Here is a 16,739-nt window from a genome sequence, read left to right as displayed (position 1 = left end):
TCTAATGTGGATTGCGGAGTGCACCCGATGAAGGGCGACAAGAAGGTCATCGAATATCTCAACAAGGGGCTGCGCTCGGAGCTCACCGCCATCAACCAGTACTGGCTGCATTACCGCATGCTGGATAACTGGGGCCTGAAGGACATGGCCAAGACCTGGAAGAAGGAATCGATCGAGGAGATGGTCCATGCCGACCGCTTCGTCGACCGCATCCTCTTCCTCGAAGGCTTCCCGAACCTGCAGACGCTCGATCAGCTGCGCATCGGCGAGACCGTCAAGGAAGTGATCGAATGCGATCTCAAGGCCGAGATCGAGGCTCGCTCGCTTTATCAGGAAGCGGCGAAATACTGCCGCGAGGTCGGCGACTTCCCGTCCGAGGACCTGTTCAAGGCCCTGATGAAGGATGAGGAAGGCCATATCGACTTCCTGGAGACCCAGCTCGACCTTATCGGCCGCATCGGCATCGAGCTCTACACCCAGAAGCATATCGGCGGCCTGGAAGGCGACGACCACGGTCACTGAGCCCCGGGTTGATGCGCGCCGCTTCGGCGGCGCGCGTTCCGCAAGGCTTGCCGCGTCAAAAGAAAAGGCCCGCCATTGGCGGGCCTTTGTTATTTTCAGCGAAGCTGCGTGGCGTCAGATGAAGCTGACGTCGGCGGCTTCCGGGCCCTTGCGGCCGGTGCGGATCGAGAAGCGTACGCGCTGCCCGTCCATCGGCGGCTGCAGGCCGCTGCGGCCGAGTGACGAGACGTGCAGGAACACGTCCGGGCCGCCCTTGTCCGGAGCGATGAAGCCGAAGCCGCGATCCGAGTTGAAGAACTTCACGGCGCCATCATAGGGGCCTTCCACCGGGCCGCTATTGCGATCCTGGAAGCCGCCGCCGCCACGCGGGCCGCGATCGCCGCCGCCGAAGCCGCCGCGATCGCCACCGCCGTAGCCGCCGCGATCGCCGCGGTCGTTATAACCACCGCGATCGCCGCCGAAGCCGCCACGATCCCGGTCGCCATAGCCGCCACCGCCGCCGAAATCATCGCGCGGAGGACGGGGCGAGAAGGCGCGGGGAGCCGGCGCGGTCTGCGTGGCGGTGGAGGCGTCGATCTCATGGACCGCGACGACCTGAAGGCCGCGGCGGCCTTCGCCGAGATCGGCGACGATCGTCGCGCCGGGCAGCAGGTCCTGCTGATCGAGCGGGCCGATGGCCGAGACATGCAGGAAGACATCGCCCGAACCGTCGGAGGGCGATGCGAAACCGAACCCCTTCTCGGGGTCGAACCACTTGACCTTGGCTTCGATGTTTTCGTGCGTGACGAAGGGTTGGGCAGCGGGAGGCTTGCGACGATCGAACATGGATCTTCAAATATGAGTGACCGGGAGCACGCAACTTAGCTCATGCCGGGCGCGCCGTCATCGGGGTCAATGCGAAATTATTGCACGACATTTTACGGCGTTATAGTGGTTTTTTCGCCCCCGTCCCCAACGTCATGCTGGGCCGGATGCATGCGCCCGATGCATGTGATGACCGGTTGAAGGCTTGATATTTCCGCAGACCCGGCGAAAATGCCGCAGGTCGCGCCCTTGCAATCATGCGCACCTCATACGATGTGATGAGTGAGTTAGGGAAGACAACGCCTCCTGGTCGGTAAGCGCGACACATGCGCTGTTCAGGAGATGAAATTTGGTTCGTTCGCGACAATCCGGCAAGAAGGCCGGCGATGGCGTGATCCGCAGGCTCTGGCCGACGGAGCGCGATCTTTTCAAGGAGCATCTGCTCAGGCTGGATGCCGTCACGCGCCACCAGCGTTTCGGCACGGCGGTCAATGACGCCTTTCTTGAGAACTATGCCAGGACGACGTTCGGCGTCGGCGGCCTGGTCTATGCCTATGTGGTCGATGGCGTGGTGCGCGGCGCAGCGGAATTGCGCGGCCTCGACGACATCATCGCGCTGACCGGTGAGGCCGCCTTCAGCGTTGAGACGCCCTGGCGGCGGCGCGGCGTCGGCTCGCAATTGTTCGGGCGCCTCATCACGGCTGCGCGCAATCGCAGCGTTCGCACGCTCTATCTGACCTGCCTGCCGGAGAACGCGGCCATGCGCCGGCTCGCGGCGAAGTTCGAGGCCGATCTCGTCGGCGGCTATGCCGATGTCGAGGGCGTGATCGCGACCGGTGGTCCGACGCCCTTCACGATCCTCGACGAGGCCCTCGACAATGCGAAGGGCTTCGCGACCATGGCCCTGTCGATCCAGAAGAGCTTCTGGCCGACGGCCTTTCTCCCGCGTGCTCCCGGCGCCTGAGCCGGGCCTAGCGGCTGAGGGACAGCGAGGCGCCGGACTTCGTGACGGCGCCGTCCAGCCCGCCTGAGCCGGAGCTGCGCAGCCGGGCCGCGACCGTGCCGCCCTGCTGGTAGAGGTAGACCTCGCCATCCCGGAAATCCCAGGCCGAAATCTTCTGCAGGTCCTTGTTCGTGCAGCCGGAGGACGACGCGCGATAGAGATCGAGCGTCGGGCTGCTCGACAGCTGGACACGGCAGGAGCCGCCGGTCGCCTCGCGCGCCGTCCAGCCACCGACCATGCTGTCGCGGCTGGCCGAGGGGCGCGGCGCCGCTGCCGGGGCTGAGCCGAGGCCGGCGACCTGGTTGCTGCTGCCGCGCAGGCCGGGATCCTGCACCGGCTGGCCGGTCGGCGGCAGAGGCTGGCCCTGCGGCGCGCCGCCGGCATTGGGATCGAAGAACGGGTCCTGGGGCGGGGGCAGGGCGCCACCGCCCTGCGGGCCTCCCGCGGCGGGATAGCCGCCAGCTTGCGGGGGCGCAGCCGGATAGCCGCCGGGCGGCGGCAAGGGTTCCGAGGTGATCGGAGCTGAACTGATCGGCGGCGCGGAGGGCAGGGGTTGACTGTAGGAGGGCTGGTTCATCACCGGCCCGCTGAAGCGCTGCGAACCGGCGCAGGCGGTCAGTGCCAGCAGAGGCAGCAGGGCGGCCGCGCGGGCGAGGGCGGCGGTCGATGCGGTCTTGATCGTCGTCGTCATCAGGCGCGGTTTCCGATCTCGGTCAGCCGAACGTTGCGTCACTATCAGGAAACGCGATGAACGCGGCATGAGCATGATCTAGCGCAGGCCAGCGGCATTGCGAACCCTCGATATCGGCTCCGGTTCCCGGCCGCCGGGCTCAATCCCATGAAAATGGCCTGCGCGCGGGTGCGGCAGGCCATTTTCGATCTCATTCCGAAGGGGAGCGTCTCAGCCCGCCTTGCGCTTGTTCTGCCGGTTGGCGACGAGGTCGTCGACGACCGCGGGATCGGCGAGCGTCGAGGTGTCGCCGAGCGCGCCGAATTCGTCCTCGGCGATCTTGCGCAGGATGCGGCGCATGATCTTGCCGGAGCGGGTCTTGGGCAGGCCCGGCGCGAACTGGATCAGGTCCGGCGAGGCGATCGGGCCGATTTCCTTGCGGACATAGGCGACGAGGTCCTTGCGCAGCGTGTCGCTCGGCTCCTCGCCACTCATCAGCGTGACATAGGCATAGATGCCCTGGCCCTTGATGTCGTGCGGGTAGCCGACGACGGCCGCTTCAGAGACCGACGGATGCGCGACGAGAGCCGATTCGACTTCGGCCGTGCCCATGCGGTGGCCGGAGACGTTGATGACGTCGTCGACGCGGCCAGTGATCCAGTAATAGCCGTCGGCATCACGCCGGCAGCCGTCGCCGGTGAAGTACTTGTTCGGATAGGTCGCGAAATAAGTTTCCTCGAAGCGCTTGTGGTCGCCATAGACCGTGCGCATCTGGCCGGGCCAGCTCTCGGCGATGACGAGGTTGCCCTCGCAGGCGCCTTCCAGAACCTTGCCCTCGGCATCGACGATCTCGGGCTTGACGCCGAAGAAGGGCCGCGTCGCCGAGCCCGGCTTGAGCTGGGTCGCGCCCGGCAGCGGCGTGATCAGGATGCCGCCGGTCTCGGTCTGCCACCAGGTGTCGACGATCGGGCAGCGGCGCTCGCCGACGACGCGGTGATACCATTCCCAGGCTTCCGGATTGATCGGCTCGCCGACCGAGCCGAGCAGGCGCAGCGACTTGCGCTTGGTCTTCTTCACCGGCTCCTCGCCGGCGCCCATCAGCGAGCGGATCGCGGTCGGGGCGGTGTAGAAGGTGTTGACCTTGTGCTTGTCGATGACCTCCCAGAAGCGCGAGATCGTGGGATAGGTCGGGATGCCCTCGAACATCAGCGTGGTCGCGCCGTTGGCGAGCGGCCCGTAGAGGATGTAGCTGTGGCCGGTCACCCAGCCGACATCAGCCGTGCACCAGTAGATGTCGCCGTCATGGTAGTCGAAGACATACTGGTGGGTGATCGCGGCATAGACGAGATAGCCGGCCGAGGTGTGCAGCACGCCCTTCGGCTTGCCGGTCGAGCCCGAGGTGTAGAGCAGGAAGAGCGGATCCTCCGCCTTCATCTCGGCCGGAGGGCAATGGCCGGAGACCTTGGCGGCCTCGTCATCGTACCAGACGTCGCGGCCGTCCTTCATGGTGACGTTGCCGCCGGTGCGCTTGACGACGATGACGGTGCCGATGCCGCCCTTCACCTTGTCGTCGGCGGTGTCGACATTCTTCTTAAGCGGCACGGCGCGGCCGCCGCGCAGGCCTTCATCAGCAGTGATGACGATCTTCGAATCGGAATCCTCGATGCGGCTCGCCAGCGAGTCCGGCGAGAAGCCGCCGAACACCACCGAATGAACCGCGCCGATACGGGCGCAGGCCAGCATCGCATAGGCCGCCTCCGGGATCATCGGCAGGTAGATGGTGACGCGGTCGCCCTTCTTGACGCCATTGGCCTTGAGGACGTTCGCGAACTTGCAGACCTCGGTATAGAGCTGGCCGTAGGTGATCTTCTTCGATTCCGACGGATCGTCGCCTTCCCAGATGATCGCCGTCTGCTTGGCGCGGGTCGCGAGATGCCGGTCGATGCAGTTATGCGCGACGTTGGTCGTGCCGTCCTCGAACCATTTGATCGAGACCTTGCCCGGCTTGTAGCTGGCGTTCCTGACCTTGGTATAGGGCTTGAACCAGTCGATCCGCTGTCCGTGCTCGCCCCAGAACTTGTCGGGGTCCTTGATCGAGGCCGCGTACATCTTCTTGTACTTGGCGTCGGTCGCCCAGGCCTTCTTCGACCAGGAGGTCGGGACGTCGTAGATGATCTCGGACATTCGGGCGTCTCCCCAGACTTGGATCGTCTGTGTTGCGCTGGTCCGCCTTAGGGGTAGGCGCGGCGGACGTCGCTTCTTCGATTTCGACGCATCATAGGTTGCGCGCGCGGCGCGGCAACCCATTGTGCATCGCACTTTCGTGGCAGGGACCGGCGTTTTGGGCATGGCGCAGCGCCAAAACATCCCCGGATCGCCTCATCCAATGGTAGGATAGGCCTCTGGGAGGCCACATGGCGCGCAATATCGGCATCTTCTCGGATGGGACGGGACAGGCCGGCGGCGCCAACCCGATCAACTGGACGAATGTCTATCGCCTGTTTATGGCGACGCGCGAGGCGGATGGCGTCGGGCAAATCTGCTTCTACGATCCCGGCCTCGGCTCGAATCCGGACGAGGGCGAGATTCGCGGGCCGTTCCGGCGCTTCAAGGACTTGCTGGCGCAGGCGACCGGCTACGGCATCACCGACAACATCATCGACTGCTACGCGGCGCTGCTCTGCGCCTACAAGCCGGGCGACCGGGTCTTCCTGTTCGGGTTCAGCCGTGGCGCGTACACCGTCCGCAGCCTCGGCGGGGTGCTGGCGCTGTGCGGCGTGCCGGGCGGCTTCGCGGAGGTGACGCGCTGGGACAGGTTCAGCGACGCGATCAAGGTGGAGGAGGTGAGGGCGCTGGCCGCGAGCGCGGTCAAGGACGTCTACATGATCAAGGACGCCACCGCCCGGGCCGAGGCCGCTACGGCATTTCGCAAGCGCCACGGCACGCAGCCGGCGCCGCCCTTCTTCGTCGGCGTCTGGGATACGGTCAGGGCGCTCGGATTGCCGGGAATCGGCAGCCTGCCCGGCCGCCACAAGTTCCATGATGCGATCCTCAACCGGCAGGTCGCCCATGGCCGCCACGCGCTGGCGATCGACGAGAACCGGCAGGTCTTCGCGCCCGAGCTCTGGGACGAGAGCGCAGCACCGCCCGGCCAGATCAGGCAGGCCTGGTTTGCCGGCGTGCATACCGATATCGGCGGCGGCTACGGCCTGAAGATGGGTCTGTCCGACCTCTCGCTCGGCTGGATGATCGTGGAGGCACGGGCCATCGCGCATCCGCTCATCGTCGAGCCGGGACTGATCGCGGAGCTGTGGCCGGATGCGCTCGGCCGCCAGCATGACGAGCGCAAGACCTCCTGGCTGCCCTGGAGCGAGGGCACGCGAGAGGGTTTCGTGCTGCACGGCTTCCAGCCGCAGCCGGCCCGGATGGCGCCTGCTGTAGAGAAGCGGCTGCAGGCCGCGGCGGTGCCGATCCTCGACGAGATGTTGCCCTACCGGCCGCGTGCGCTGGCGGGCTACTCGCCTTTCGCGGCGTATTATGGCCGCTGAGCCGGTCATTCCGGGACAAGGCGTCATTCTCCGGCTTGACCCGAGAATCTCATGACAAGGAGGCGCTGGTTTCCGAGATGCTCGGGTCAAGCCCGAGCATGACGGCGGTGGTGAGGTGCTGAACGCCCTAGAGACCGCCCATCTTGCAGACGATGTCCCATTCCGCGTCCGTCACCGGCTGGACCGAGAGGCGGAAGGAGGTGACCAGCGCCATCTTGGCGAGCGTCGGCTCGGCCTTGACGGCGGCGAGCGTGACCGGCTTCGGCAAGGGCTTCACCGCCTTGAAATCGACGAGGACCCAGGGTTCGCCCGGTATCCAGTTATAGGCTTCCTGGATGACCTCGACGATGCCGACGACCTCGAGGCCCTCATTTGAGTGATAGAAGAAGACCTGATCGCCCTGCTTCATCGCCATCAGGTTGAGCTTGGCGGTGTGGTTCTTCACCCCGTCCCAATGCGTGCCCTTGGCGCCGGCCTTGACCTGGTCCTCCCAGGACCAGACGGATGGTTCGGATTTGATCAGCCAGTGAGCCATCAGGCCTCGTCCTCCTTGAGCGGCACCGGCGGCTGCGAGGCCGCCTCGCCCTGTTCATTCCAGAACCGCACCATCTCGCGGGTCAGCGCGGCGTAATCCTTGGGGTCGAGTTCGACGCGAACCTCGCCCTCGCCGAAGGGCAGGATCAGCACGAAGCGATGCGTGCCCTCGGCCCGGCGCTTGCGATGCTGGATCACCGGGCCGGCAATGCGGCCGGCCAGCGGCACGGGGCCGCTCTCGGCGACAAGCTCGGAGCCTGTCGACTTCTTGACCTCGGCGATGCCGCGCGCGACGCGCTTCGTCAGGTCGGACCAGTCTCCCGCCATGCTCTCCTCCCTCACTCCGCCCGGATCGGCCGCGCCAGCAGCGCTGCGACCGCATCGCGCACGCCGACATCACCGGCAATGATCGCGGCGACAGCCTCGGCAATCGGGGTCTCGACCTGCTTCGCGCGGGCCATCTCGACCAGGATCGGGGCGGTGAAGGCGCCTTCCGCAAGCTTGCCGCCGGCTGCCTCGGTCGGGCTTTTGCCCTGGCCCAGCGCCAACCCATAGGAGAAATTGCGCGATTGCGGCGACGCGCAGCTCAGCACGACGTCGCCGAGACCGGAGAGGCCCATCAGCGTCTCGGGATCGCCGCCATAGGCTTCGCCGAAACGGCGCAGTTCGGCGAAGCCGCGCGCGACCAGCGCCGCGCGGGCGCTCTCGCCATAGCCGAGGCCGATCGCGATGCCCGCCGCGATGGCGAGCACGTTCTTGGCCGCGCCGCCGATCTCGACGCCGCGCGTATCGGCGGAATGGTAGATGCGGAAGGCCGGCGAGCTCAGCGTTGCTGCGAGCGCTTGCGCCAGATCGGGATCAGCGGCGGCGAGCGTCACCGCCGTCGGCAGGCCGCGCCCGATATCGGCAGCGAAGCTCGGGCCGGAGAGGATCGCGGCGGTCGCGCCGGGCCAGGCCTCACCGATGATCTCGGTCGCGAAGCGGCCGCTCGCTTGCTCGATGCCCTTGGCGGCCGAGATCACCGGCACGCGCGGCGACAGGGCTTTCGCCAGCCCTTCGCAGGCCGAGCGCAAGGCTTGCGTCGGCACGGCGATGATCAGTGCATCGCAATCGGCGAGAGCGGCGAGGGAGCTGGTCGCACGAATGCTCTCAGGCAGGTCGATGCCGGGAAGTTTCGGTGCCTGTCGCGTCTGCGCGATGGCCCCGATGGTCGCGGCATCGCGCGCCCAGAGCTGCACGTCGCGCCCCGCGCGGGCGGCGGCGAGCGCCAGCGCGGTCCCGTAGGCGCCGGCGCCGATGACGCCGATGCTGCGATAGGCGGCATGCCGGCTCATGCGGCGGTCGACGGCGCGACCGAAAGCTCGTCCAGCGGCCAGCGCGGGCGGGCGACGGCGCTCATGTCGTCGACGAGGCCGAGCCTGAGACGCTCCAGACCTGCCCAGGCGATCATCGCACCGTTGTCGCCGCAGAGCGCCAGGGGCGGGGCGACCATCGGCAGGCCGGCTTCGGTCGCGAGCCGGTTGAGCCCGCTGCGGATCGCCTGGTTGGCAGCGACGCCACCGGCGACGACCAGCGTCGAGGGCGTGATGCCAGCCTCGCGGCAAGCGCGCAGGCCCGCACGAGTACGGTCGACCATCACGTCGACCACGGCGGCCTGGAAGGAGGCGCAGAGATCGGCGACATCGTTGTCGGAGAGCGGCGCGATCCGCTCGGCGACGAGGCGCACGGCGGTCTTGAGGCCGGAGAGTGAGAAATCCGGGCTCGATCGTCCCTGCATCGGGCGCGGAAAATCGAAGCGCTCGGGATCGCCCTTCAGCGCCTCTCGCTCGACCGAGGGGCCGCCGGGATAGGGCAGGGCCAGCATCTTGGCGATCTTGTCGAAGGCCTCGCCGACCGCGTCGTCGATGGTGCCGCCGAGCTTGAGGTAGTCGCCGACGCCGCGCACGGCGAGGAGCTGGGTGTGACCGCCGGAGACGAGCAGCAGCAGGTAAGGGAAGGCGAGATCGTCGGTGAGGCGCGCGGTCAGCGCATGCGCTTCGAGATGGTTGATGGCGATGAAGGGCTTGCCGGTCGCGAGCGCGATCGCCTTGCCGGCGGTGAGGCCGACCATGACGCCGCCGACGAGGCCGGGGCCGGCTGCCGCCGCGACGGCGTCGATATCGCCGGGCTTCATGTCGGCATTGGCGAAGGCGCGGGCGATGATGCGGTCGATCGCCTCGACATGGGCGCGGGCCGCGATCTCCGGCACGACACCGCCATAGGCGGCATGTGCGGCGATCTGACTCAGCACCTCGTTCGACAGGATCTTGCTTTCGCCGGAACGCTCGACGGAGACGATCGCAGCCGCCGTTTCGTCGCAGGTCGTCTCGATCCCAAGGACACGCATGATCGCTCGATTAACCTCGTGCAACGGAAGAACGGGATGAAGGGCTTTGTCCGGCAGTTCCTCGCCGGCAATTCCTTCGTATAGTGCGGGGCAGGATGCAAGGCCAAGGGGCGGGGTGCTGCCTTCGCCCCGGATACAAAATGGGAGACGGCATGCACGGCATCATTGTTCCGCCTCAATGCAGCCCGAACGCGGAATGCTGCATCGTTTGCGGATCGTCCGGTGCCCGTTGCCTGTCTCGTCAGGAGCTTTGAATGCGCGTTTTCGTGTTTCGACCACGCCCCGATGCCGAACGGACGGCGCGTGCCATCGCCGAGCACGGTTTCGAGCCCGTGGTCGCACCGCTTTTCGAGGTGATCCGCCTGTCGGAGGCGGCGCCCGAAGGTGCGTTCGACGCGATCGTGCTGACCAGCGGCAACGGCGTGCCGGCGCTGGCCGATGGACCCGCGACCTGGCGCGACCTGCCGGTCTTCACCGTCGGAAGTCGCACCGCTGCGAAGGTGCGCGAGGCCGGGCTGGACGATACCCGCAGCGCCGATGGCGATCGCAACGACCTGATCGAATTGATCAAGCGCACGCTGCCGGCGCCCGCCAAGCTCCTGATGATCGTCGGGCGCGACCGCAAGGAGGATGTGCCGGACCGCCTGCGCGAGGCCGGCTACGAGGTGACGCTCTGGACTGCTTACGCGGCCGAGCCGGTCTCGGTCCTGCCCGAGGACATGCAGGCCGCGTTGCGGCATGGCGGTGGCGGCGCGGCGCTGCATTATTCGGCGCGCGGGGCGCGGACCTTCATCGCGCTGGCACAGGCCGCCAACGTAGGCGATGAGGCGCTCGAATTGACCCATGTCGCATTGTCTGCCGATGTCGCCTCGCCTCTGATCTCGGCTGGCGCCAGCACGGTTCTGGTCGCGGAGCATCCTGAAGAAGCGGGGATGCTGGCGGCGTTACAGCAGGTCTCGGCGCGCGAGCGCCTTGGCGATCCGGCCCGGCCGGAGCCGCGTGGCAGCCTGCAGCGTACGCCACCGACCGTTGACCTGAAGGTGGTGTCGTCGGAAACGGCCGAGAATGCGGATGAGGCGAAGCCTTCGCCTGAAGCGGTCGCGCCGACTGAGGCGCTGCCGCAGGAGTTCTCGCCGCCGCCTGTCGAGCCGACGCGGCCGGTCACTGACCGGGAAGCTTCTGCTCGCACGCCCTGGCTCGCCGTGGCTGCTGCCGCTCTCGTCGGTGGCGTGATCGGCGGTGCGCTGGCGTCCTATGTCCTGCCCAAGCCGGCTCCATCAGGAAGCGCCGAGGCGATCGCAGAATTGCGCAGCCGGGTCGAAACCTTGCAGGCGAGCGCGGCTGCGGCTGACCGCAAGGCGGCTGCGGCGTCGGACGCGGCCACGAAGGCCGGCTCCGAGCTTCAGGCCGTCACGGCGAAGCTCGCCTCGCTCGGCAATGCGCAGGCGCCGGATACGAGCGCCTTCAGCGCGCAGGCTCAGCGGGCTGAGGCCGCCGCCGCCGCTTTGGGTCAGCGCCTCGACCAGATGGCGGGGCGGCTCGGCAGCGTCGAGACACAGGCTAAGGCGGCATCGAACGCAAGTCCGGAAGCGATGGCAGCGGCGCGGATCGTTCTCGCGGAGCGGGTGCAGCGCGCGCTTGCCGGCGGACGGCCCTTTGCCGGTGATATCGCAGCGCTGGCAAAGAGCGGCGTGGCGCAAGCCGATCTCGCCGCGCTGACGGCGGTTGCGACTTCGGGGGCGCCGACCCGCGAGGCGCTCCAGGCGGGTTTCCGCAAGCATGGCGCGACGTTCCAGCGCGAGGTGATGCCGGTTTCCGACAGCTGGACGGACAAGTTGCTGGCCCTGACAAGCCGCATCGTGACGGTTCGTCCGGTCGGCGACAGCGGCTCGACCGATCCGGCGACGCTGCCCATCCGGCTGGAAAGCGCCATCGCTGCCGGCGACATCGTCAAGGCAGCAAGCCTGTGGGGTCAGTTGCCGGAGCCGGCGCGCCGTGCCAGTGCGGAATTCGGCGCCGATCTGCAGAAGCGTGCCGCGGCGGATGCGGCGATCGCCAAAATCGCGCAGGATGCGGTCGCGGCGCTCGGCGTGGCCGGCTGACGGAGGGTTGAGAGGTCCATGGTTCGCGTTCTCGTCTACCTCGCCGTTTTCGCCTGCCTTGCCTTCGGCGCCGTCTGGCTTGCCGACCGGCCAGGCGAGGTCTCCGTGCTTTGGCAGGGCTACCGGATCGAGACCAGCGTCGCGCTGGCGGCGATCGGCGTCGTCGCGCTCGCCTTCCTCGTCCTGCTGGCCTGGGCAGTGCTGCGCTTCGTCTTCGGCTTGCCTTCGGCTTTCAGTCTGTCCTCGCGGGCGCGGCGCCGGGCGCGCGGCTTCGAGGCTGTGTCGCGCGGCATGGTCGCGATCGGCGCCGGCGATCCCGTCGCGGCGGGGCGCTATACCGGCGAGGCCCGCCGCTTCGTGCCGGGGGAGCCGCTGACCCTGCTCCTGGAGGCGCAGACCGCGCAGTTGAGCGGCGACCGGGCGCAGGCCGAGGCTGCCTTCAAGGCGATGCTGGATAAATCCGAGACGCGGGTGCTGGGTCTGCGCGGGCTCTTCGTCGAGGCCAAGCGGCGCGGCGACGTCACCGCTGCGCGCGCCTTCGCCGACGATGCCGTGCGCCGCTCGCCCTCGCTGGCCTGGGCCAATGATGCGCTGCTCGATTTCCACACGCAGGCCGGCGACTGGTCGGCGGCCCGCACGGCCGTCGAGCGCCGCGCGGCGCTGAGACTCGCCGACAAGGCCGAGGCGCGCCGTCAGCGCGCTGTGCTGCTGGCCGCCGAGGCCCTGCAGGCGCGGGATAACGAACCGGAGAAGGCGCTCGCCGCCGCCCTCGAAGCGGTGAAGCTCGCGCCGGCCCTGACGCCGGCTGCTGCCTTGGCCGGGCGGATGCTCGCCGAGCGCGGCGATGTCCGCAAGGCGTCGAAGCTGCTGGAAGCCGCCTGGAAGGATGCGCCGCATCCCGATATCGCCGCCGCCTATCTCGATGCGCGGCCGGGCGACAGCGCGCTCGACCGTCTCAACCGGGCGACGACCTTGACGAAGCTGCGCCCCTCCGATCCGGAAAGCGTTCTGGCACTGGCCGGCGCCGCGATCCAGGCGCGCGAGTTCCAGAAGGCGCGCGAGACGTTGAAGCCGCTGCTGGCGGGCGGCGCCTCGGTGCGGGCCTGCCTGCTGATGGCCGAGCTGGAGGATGCCGAACATGGCGCCGCCGGGCGCGTGCGCGAATGGCTGGCGCGGGCGACGCGGGCGCCGCGCGACGCCGCCTGGGTGGCCGACGGGCTGGTGTCCGACCATTGGATGCCGGTCTCGCCGATCACCGGCCGGCTTGATGCCTTCGTCTGGAGCGTGCCGCCGGCGACGCTCGGAAACCGGGCCCAGGCCGTCGACGACGTACTGGCCGATCTCGACGATTCGACTAAGCTGATCGAAGTGAAGGCGGAGAACGTTACGACGATCGAGCCTGCGGCCGTTGCGCCGCCACCTCCTCCTCCGCCGCCTCCACCTGTGCCGAAGGAAGAGCCCAAGCTGGAGCCTGCCGTGGCCGCTGCGCCGCCGGTTCCGAAGGAGGAGCCGAAACCGGCTGTCGAGCCGAAGCCGGTGGAAGCGGTCGTCGAGCCCGCGAAGCCCGCTGAACCGAAGCCTGTCGAGGCCAAGCCGGTCGAAAGCAAGCCCGCTCCGCGCGAGACGGCGTCGCCCAAGCCGGTGATCTTCCCGGTCTCGCATGCGCCCGACGACCCGGGGCCGGAGGAGGAACCGCCGCCGGAGCCGAAGAAGAGCGGCTTCAGGCTGTTCGGTTGAGCGAAAAGGCGTGCGGCCGAGCCGCTTGCGCCTTATAGCGGCGCGATGACATCCATTCTCGATCCGAACGCCACTGTTACCCTGACGGTCGGCCCCGAGCAGGCCGGCCAACGCCTGGACAAGGCGCTCGCCCTTCTGGCCGGCGAGATTTCGCGCGCACGCCTGCAGCAGGTCATCAAGGAAGGCGGGGTCAGCCTCAACGGCGCCGTCTTCAGCGATGGCAGCCGCAAGGTGGTCGAAGGCGACACCATTGCGCTCGTGATGCCAGCGGCGAAGCCGGCCGATCCCGTTGGGCAAGATATCCCGCTCGATGTCGTCTACGAGGACGAGCATCTGATCGTGATCGACAAGCCGGCGGGGCTCGTCGTCCATCCGGCCGGGGGCCATGAGGACGGCACGCTGGTTAATGCGCTGATCGCCCATTGCGGCGAGAGCCTCTCCGGCATCGGCGGCGTCAGGCGGCCGGGCATCGTGCATCGACTCGACAAGGATACCAGCGGGCTGCTCGTCGTCGCCAAGAACGACCGGGCGCATCAGAAGCTCGCCAAGCAGTTCGCCGATCATGGCCGCACCGGGCCGCTCCAGCGCGCCTATCTCGCCATCGCCTGGGGCGTGCCGCGCCTGCGCGAGGGCACGATCGACGCGCCGATCGAGCGCTCGACCCGCAACCGCGAGAAGATGACCGTGGTCAAGGAAGGGCGCGGGCGCGAGGCGATCACCCATATCGAACTGCTCGAACGCTATCCGCCGCTGCTGAAGGGTCTCGATGAGACCGAACCGCTGGCGAGCCTGATCGAATGCCGGCTGGAGACGGGGCGGACGCACCAGATCCGCGTGCATATGAGCCATATCGGCCACCCCTTGCTCGGCGACCAGCTCTATGGCTCGGGCTTCGCCACCAAGGCGGTCCGTCTGCCCGTGGATGCGCAAGCCGCGCTGGCCACGCTCGGCCGGCAGGCGCTGCATGCGGCGATCCTCGGATTCGAGCATCCGGCGAGCGGCGAGGAGATGCTGTTCGAGTCCGAGCCGCCCGAGGATTTTGCGAATCTGCAAGCAGCGCTCGCGCGGCTGTGAGCGAACCGGGCGGTTTTGCCACCTTTCCGCCAGAGTGAGTTCGCATATACTGGGGCTGTTCGGATGCGGATGGCCAAGGGGGCGCCGCAAGCGAGCGTTCCGACCGAACCGATGACAGGTTCCAGCGTTGGATCGTTTTGCCGAATCCGGAGCCTGCGCGAAGGTTGATCGCGCGGAGGGCCTGCCGCCAAGCGGGGGCCTCGATGAGGAGAACGAGCATGGCGAGTGCTTCGCTGCCCGTCCTGTCCGCCGAAGGCGGGCTGTCACGTTATCTCGATGAAATCCGCAAGTTCCCGATGCTGGAACCGAGCCAGGAGTACATGCTGGCCAAGCGCTGGCGCGAGCATGGCGACCGCGACGCGGCGCACAAGCTCGTGACCTCGCATCTGCGCCTCGTCGCCAAGATCGCCATGGGCTATCGCGGCTATGGCCTGCCGATCGGCGAAGTCGTCTCGGAAGGCAATGTCGGCCTGATGCAGGCGGTCAAGCGCTTCGAGCCCGAGAAGGGCTTCCGCCTCGCCACCTATGCGATGTGGTGGATCAAGGCCTCGATCCAGGAATACATCCTGCGCTCGTGGTCGCTGGTGAAGATGGGCACCACCGCGAACCAGAAGAAGCTGTTCTTCAACCTGCGCAAGGCCAAGAGCAAGATCTCGGCGCTGGGCGAGGGCGATCTGCGCCCCGACCAGGTCCAGCAGATCGCGACCAAGCTCGGCGTCAACGAGCAGGACGTGGTCGACATGAACCGCCGCCTCGGCGGCGACGCGTCGCTGAACACGCCGCTGCGCGAGGACGGCGAGGGCGAGTGGCAGGATTGGCTGGTCGACGATTCGGAAAGCCAGGAGCGCCGTCTCGCCGATTCCGAGGAGGCGGATAACCGCCACTCGGCGCTGCGCGAGGCGCTGGAGGTGCTCAATCCGCGCGAGCGGCGCATCTTCGAGGCGCGTCGCCTGGCCGAGGATCCGATCACCCTGGAGCAGCTCTCCGAGGAGTTCGGCGTGTCGCGCGAGCGCGTGCGCCAGATCGAGGTCCGTGCCTTCGAGAAGGTGCAGGAGGCCGTGAAGAAGGCGATCACCCGCATCGAGGCGCCGCGCGCCGCGCTGCCGGCGGCGTGACGGATTTTCACTACCGAGAGTTTGAAGGGGCGCCGCGAGGCGCCCCTTTTCTTTTGCTTTCAATACAGTGGCGGCAGCGGCTGGAGCGGCAGGCGGAACGGGCCGATGAAGACCCGGCCCTCGCGCAGCGAGACCGGCGGCAAGGTGGTGAGGCCGGGCGTCGCGCCGGCATTGTTGCCGCCGCGCCCGCCGAGGAAGCCGCCGAGGCCACCCAGGAGATTGCCGATGCGCAGGCCGCCGATCTGCTCGATGCCGGCTGCCGCCAGCTGGAGATCGCCGGCGACGCGATGCAGCGGATCGAGGACCAATTGACCGCTGCCATCGACGCGGGCCTTGCCCTTGGTCGAGACGAGGCGGGTCAATTCGAAGGTGCCGTTGGCAGTGCGCCAGCTTTCGAGAGTGTCGGGATTGAAGCCCTTGCGGAAGCTCTCGGCCTGGGTAAGCGTCGCCTGCAGGTCGATCTCGCCGGCTTCCGTGTTGCCGAGCAGGCCATCGATCGGCGGCAGGATCGTGCCCTTGGCGGAGATGGCGATGTCGACGGCCTGATCGGTGGCGGGGCGCGTCGGGTTGCGGCGCAGATGCGCTTCAAGGGTGGCCGCACCCCAGGTCTCGGTGGCGAGGCCGGGCGTGGTCAGCACGCCGCGCGGCTCGCTGGCGACGAGCGCGAAGCGCTCCGGGCTGCGCCAGGCGAGGCTGGCATCGAGATTCTTCCAGTTGAGGTCGAGCACGCGGCCTTCGGGCAAGGTCGCCTTGGCCGGGCCGGATACCTCGAAGATGACAAGGCCGGGCGAATAGACCTGAGCGACAGCGACGGAGGGGCCGGTCTCGATGCGGACCGCATCACCCCAGCGGGTCGAGGTCAGGGATAGCGCATTGCAGCGCAATTCGATGCGGAAGGGGAAGCCGCCGACGGAGCGGTCGGTACAGGTCCAGGTGCGACCGCGCTCGACCTCACGGGCCAGCGCGAGGTCGATCTCGGCCGCTACGCGGCCGCGCGCATAGAACCAGAAGGCAGACCAGGCGGCAGCGAGGACGACCAGCAGCATGAAAGGGCCGTAGAGCCAGAAACGGCTGCGGCGGCGCGTCGGAAGAGTATCGGTCATGCGGCAGGCATTCCTTGCGCAGGGGCGGGCGGATCGCTAGATCGCCCGGATTGCTGTCGCGGACGGTCTATCGCGTTGTCGTGGCACCGGATTTGCTCGAAAGGCGGGTACCGCTTTTCGGCCTGATGCTCAAGCAAGCAG

At 67.9% G+C, this 16,739-nt stretch carries 15 protein-coding genes; 7 read left to right on the top strand and 8 right to left on the bottom strand.

What is annotated here, in order from left to right:
• Positions 1–27 precede the first annotated feature (27 nt).
• Positions 28–522 carry a bacterioferritin gene (gene bfr / locus AC3WMA_RS10885; RefSeq protein WP_492285374.1) on the top strand — a complete coding sequence of 165 codons (495 nt, stop codon included), beginning with the start codon at positions 28–30 and terminating at the stop codon, positions 520–522.
• A gap of 114 nt (positions 523–636) precedes the next feature.
• On the opposite strand, the gene AC3WMA_RS10880 is transcribed toward bfr, so the two are convergent.
• Positions 637–1,347 carry a cold-shock protein gene (locus AC3WMA_RS10880; RefSeq protein ID WP_492285373.1) on the bottom strand — a complete coding sequence of 237 codons (711 nt, stop codon included), beginning with the start codon at positions 1,345–1,347 and terminating at the stop codon, positions 637–639.
• 328 nt (positions 1,348–1,675) lie between these two features.
• On the opposite strand from AC3WMA_RS10880, the gene AC3WMA_RS10875 reads away from it, so the two are divergent.
• Positions 1,676–2,290, top strand: coding sequence for a GNAT family N-acetyltransferase (locus AC3WMA_RS10875; RefSeq protein ID WP_492285372.1), 615 nt, complete (start codon positions 1,676–1,678; stop codon positions 2,288–2,290).
• A gap of 7 nt (positions 2,291–2,297) precedes the next feature.
• Here the strand turns inward: AC3WMA_RS10875 and AC3WMA_RS10870 are convergent, their stop codons facing one another.
• Positions 2,298–3,020 carry an AprI/Inh family metalloprotease inhibitor gene (locus AC3WMA_RS10870; protein ID WP_492285371.1) on the bottom strand — a complete coding sequence of 241 codons (723 nt, stop codon included), beginning with the start codon at positions 3,018–3,020 and terminating at the stop codon, positions 2,298–2,300.
• A 210-nt stretch (positions 3,021–3,230) separates the two neighbouring features.
• Positions 3,231–5,183 carry an acetate--CoA ligase gene (gene acs / locus AC3WMA_RS10865; protein ID WP_492285370.1) on the bottom strand — a complete coding sequence of 651 codons (1,953 nt, stop codon included), beginning with the start codon at positions 5,181–5,183 and terminating at the stop codon, positions 3,231–3,233.
• Between the two features lie 230 nt (positions 5,184–5,413).
• Between acs and AC3WMA_RS10860 the strand changes: the two genes are divergently transcribed.
• Positions 5,414–6,547, top strand: coding sequence for a T6SS phospholipase effector Tle1-like catalytic domain-containing protein (locus tag AC3WMA_RS10860; RefSeq protein ID WP_492285369.1), 1,134 nt, complete (start codon positions 5,414–5,416; stop codon positions 6,545–6,547).
• A gap of 127 nt (positions 6,548–6,674) precedes the next feature.
• Here the strand turns inward: AC3WMA_RS10860 and AC3WMA_RS10855 are convergent, their stop codons facing one another.
• Genes AC3WMA_RS10855 through tsaD form a run of 4 tightly spaced genes read right to left on the bottom strand, consistent with a single transcriptional unit; the run spans position 6,675 to position 9,467 of the window.
• Positions 6,675–7,082 carry an EVE domain-containing protein gene (locus AC3WMA_RS10855; RefSeq protein WP_492285368.1) on the bottom strand — a complete coding sequence of 136 codons (408 nt, stop codon included), beginning with the start codon at positions 7,080–7,082 and terminating at the stop codon, positions 6,675–6,677.
• Positions 7,082–7,408, bottom strand: a complete 327-nt coding sequence (locus AC3WMA_RS10850; RefSeq protein ID WP_492285367.1) for a hypothetical protein — start codon at positions 7,406–7,408, stop codon at positions 7,082–7,084. The genes AC3WMA_RS10855 and AC3WMA_RS10850 overlap by 1 nt, the downstream gene beginning before the upstream one ends.
• Before the next feature lie 11 nt (positions 7,409–7,419).
• The gene (locus AC3WMA_RS10845; RefSeq protein WP_492285366.1) at positions 7,420–8,415 is read right to left on the bottom strand and encodes an NAD(P)H-dependent glycerol-3-phosphate dehydrogenase; all 996 of its coding nucleotides are present in this window, start codon (positions 8,413–8,415) and stop codon (positions 7,420–7,422) included.
• The gene (gene tsaD / locus AC3WMA_RS10840) at positions 8,412–9,467 is read right to left on the bottom strand and encodes a tRNA (adenosine(37)-N6)-threonylcarbamoyltransferase complex transferase subunit TsaD (protein ID WP_492285365.1); all 1,056 of its coding nucleotides are present in this window, start codon (positions 9,465–9,467) and stop codon (positions 8,412–8,414) included. The genes AC3WMA_RS10845 and tsaD overlap by 4 nt, the downstream gene beginning before the upstream one ends.
• Positions 9,468–9,721: 254 nt before the next feature.
• Here tsaD and AC3WMA_RS10835 point away from each other — a divergent pair, with 254 nt between their 5' ends.
• The 4 genes from AC3WMA_RS10835 to rpoH all read left to right on the top strand — a co-directional run bounded on the left by AC3WMA_RS10835 (position 9,722) and on the right by rpoH (position 15,495).
• On the top strand, positions 9,722–11,569 hold the full coding sequence (locus tag AC3WMA_RS10835; RefSeq protein ID WP_492285364.1) for a uroporphyrinogen-III synthase: 1,848 nt from the start codon (positions 9,722–9,724) through the stop codon (positions 11,567–11,569).
• 18 nt (positions 11,570–11,587) lie between these two features.
• A complete protein-coding gene (locus tag AC3WMA_RS10830) occupies positions 11,588–13,306 on the top strand; it encodes a heme biosynthesis protein HemY (RefSeq protein WP_492285363.1) in 1,719 nt (572 codons plus the stop codon).
• Positions 13,307–13,351: 45 nt separating this feature from the next.
• Positions 13,352–14,380 (top strand): RluA family pseudouridine synthase, encoded by a 1,029-nt coding sequence (locus tag AC3WMA_RS10825; RefSeq protein WP_492285362.1) that lies wholly within the window; start codon positions 13,352–13,354, stop codon positions 14,378–14,380.
• 218 nt (positions 14,381–14,598) lie between these two features.
• Positions 14,599–15,495 carry an RNA polymerase sigma factor RpoH gene (gene rpoH / locus AC3WMA_RS10820; RefSeq protein ID WP_199088205.1) on the top strand — a complete coding sequence of 299 codons (897 nt, stop codon included), beginning with the start codon at positions 14,599–14,601 and terminating at the stop codon, positions 15,493–15,495.
• A 59-nt stretch (positions 15,496–15,554) separates the two neighbouring features.
• On the opposite strand, the gene AC3WMA_RS10815 is transcribed toward rpoH, so the two are convergent.
• Positions 15,555–16,598 carry a DUF2125 domain-containing protein gene (locus AC3WMA_RS10815; protein ID WP_492285361.1) on the bottom strand — a complete coding sequence of 348 codons (1,044 nt, stop codon included), beginning with the start codon at positions 16,596–16,598 and terminating at the stop codon, positions 15,555–15,557.
• Between the last annotated feature and the right edge of the window lie 141 nt (positions 16,599–16,739).

The sequence above is a fragment of the Allobosea sp. FW305-C-101 genome (genome assembly GCF_058783685.1).
This window is presented reverse-complemented; position numbering and strand designations above follow the sequence as displayed.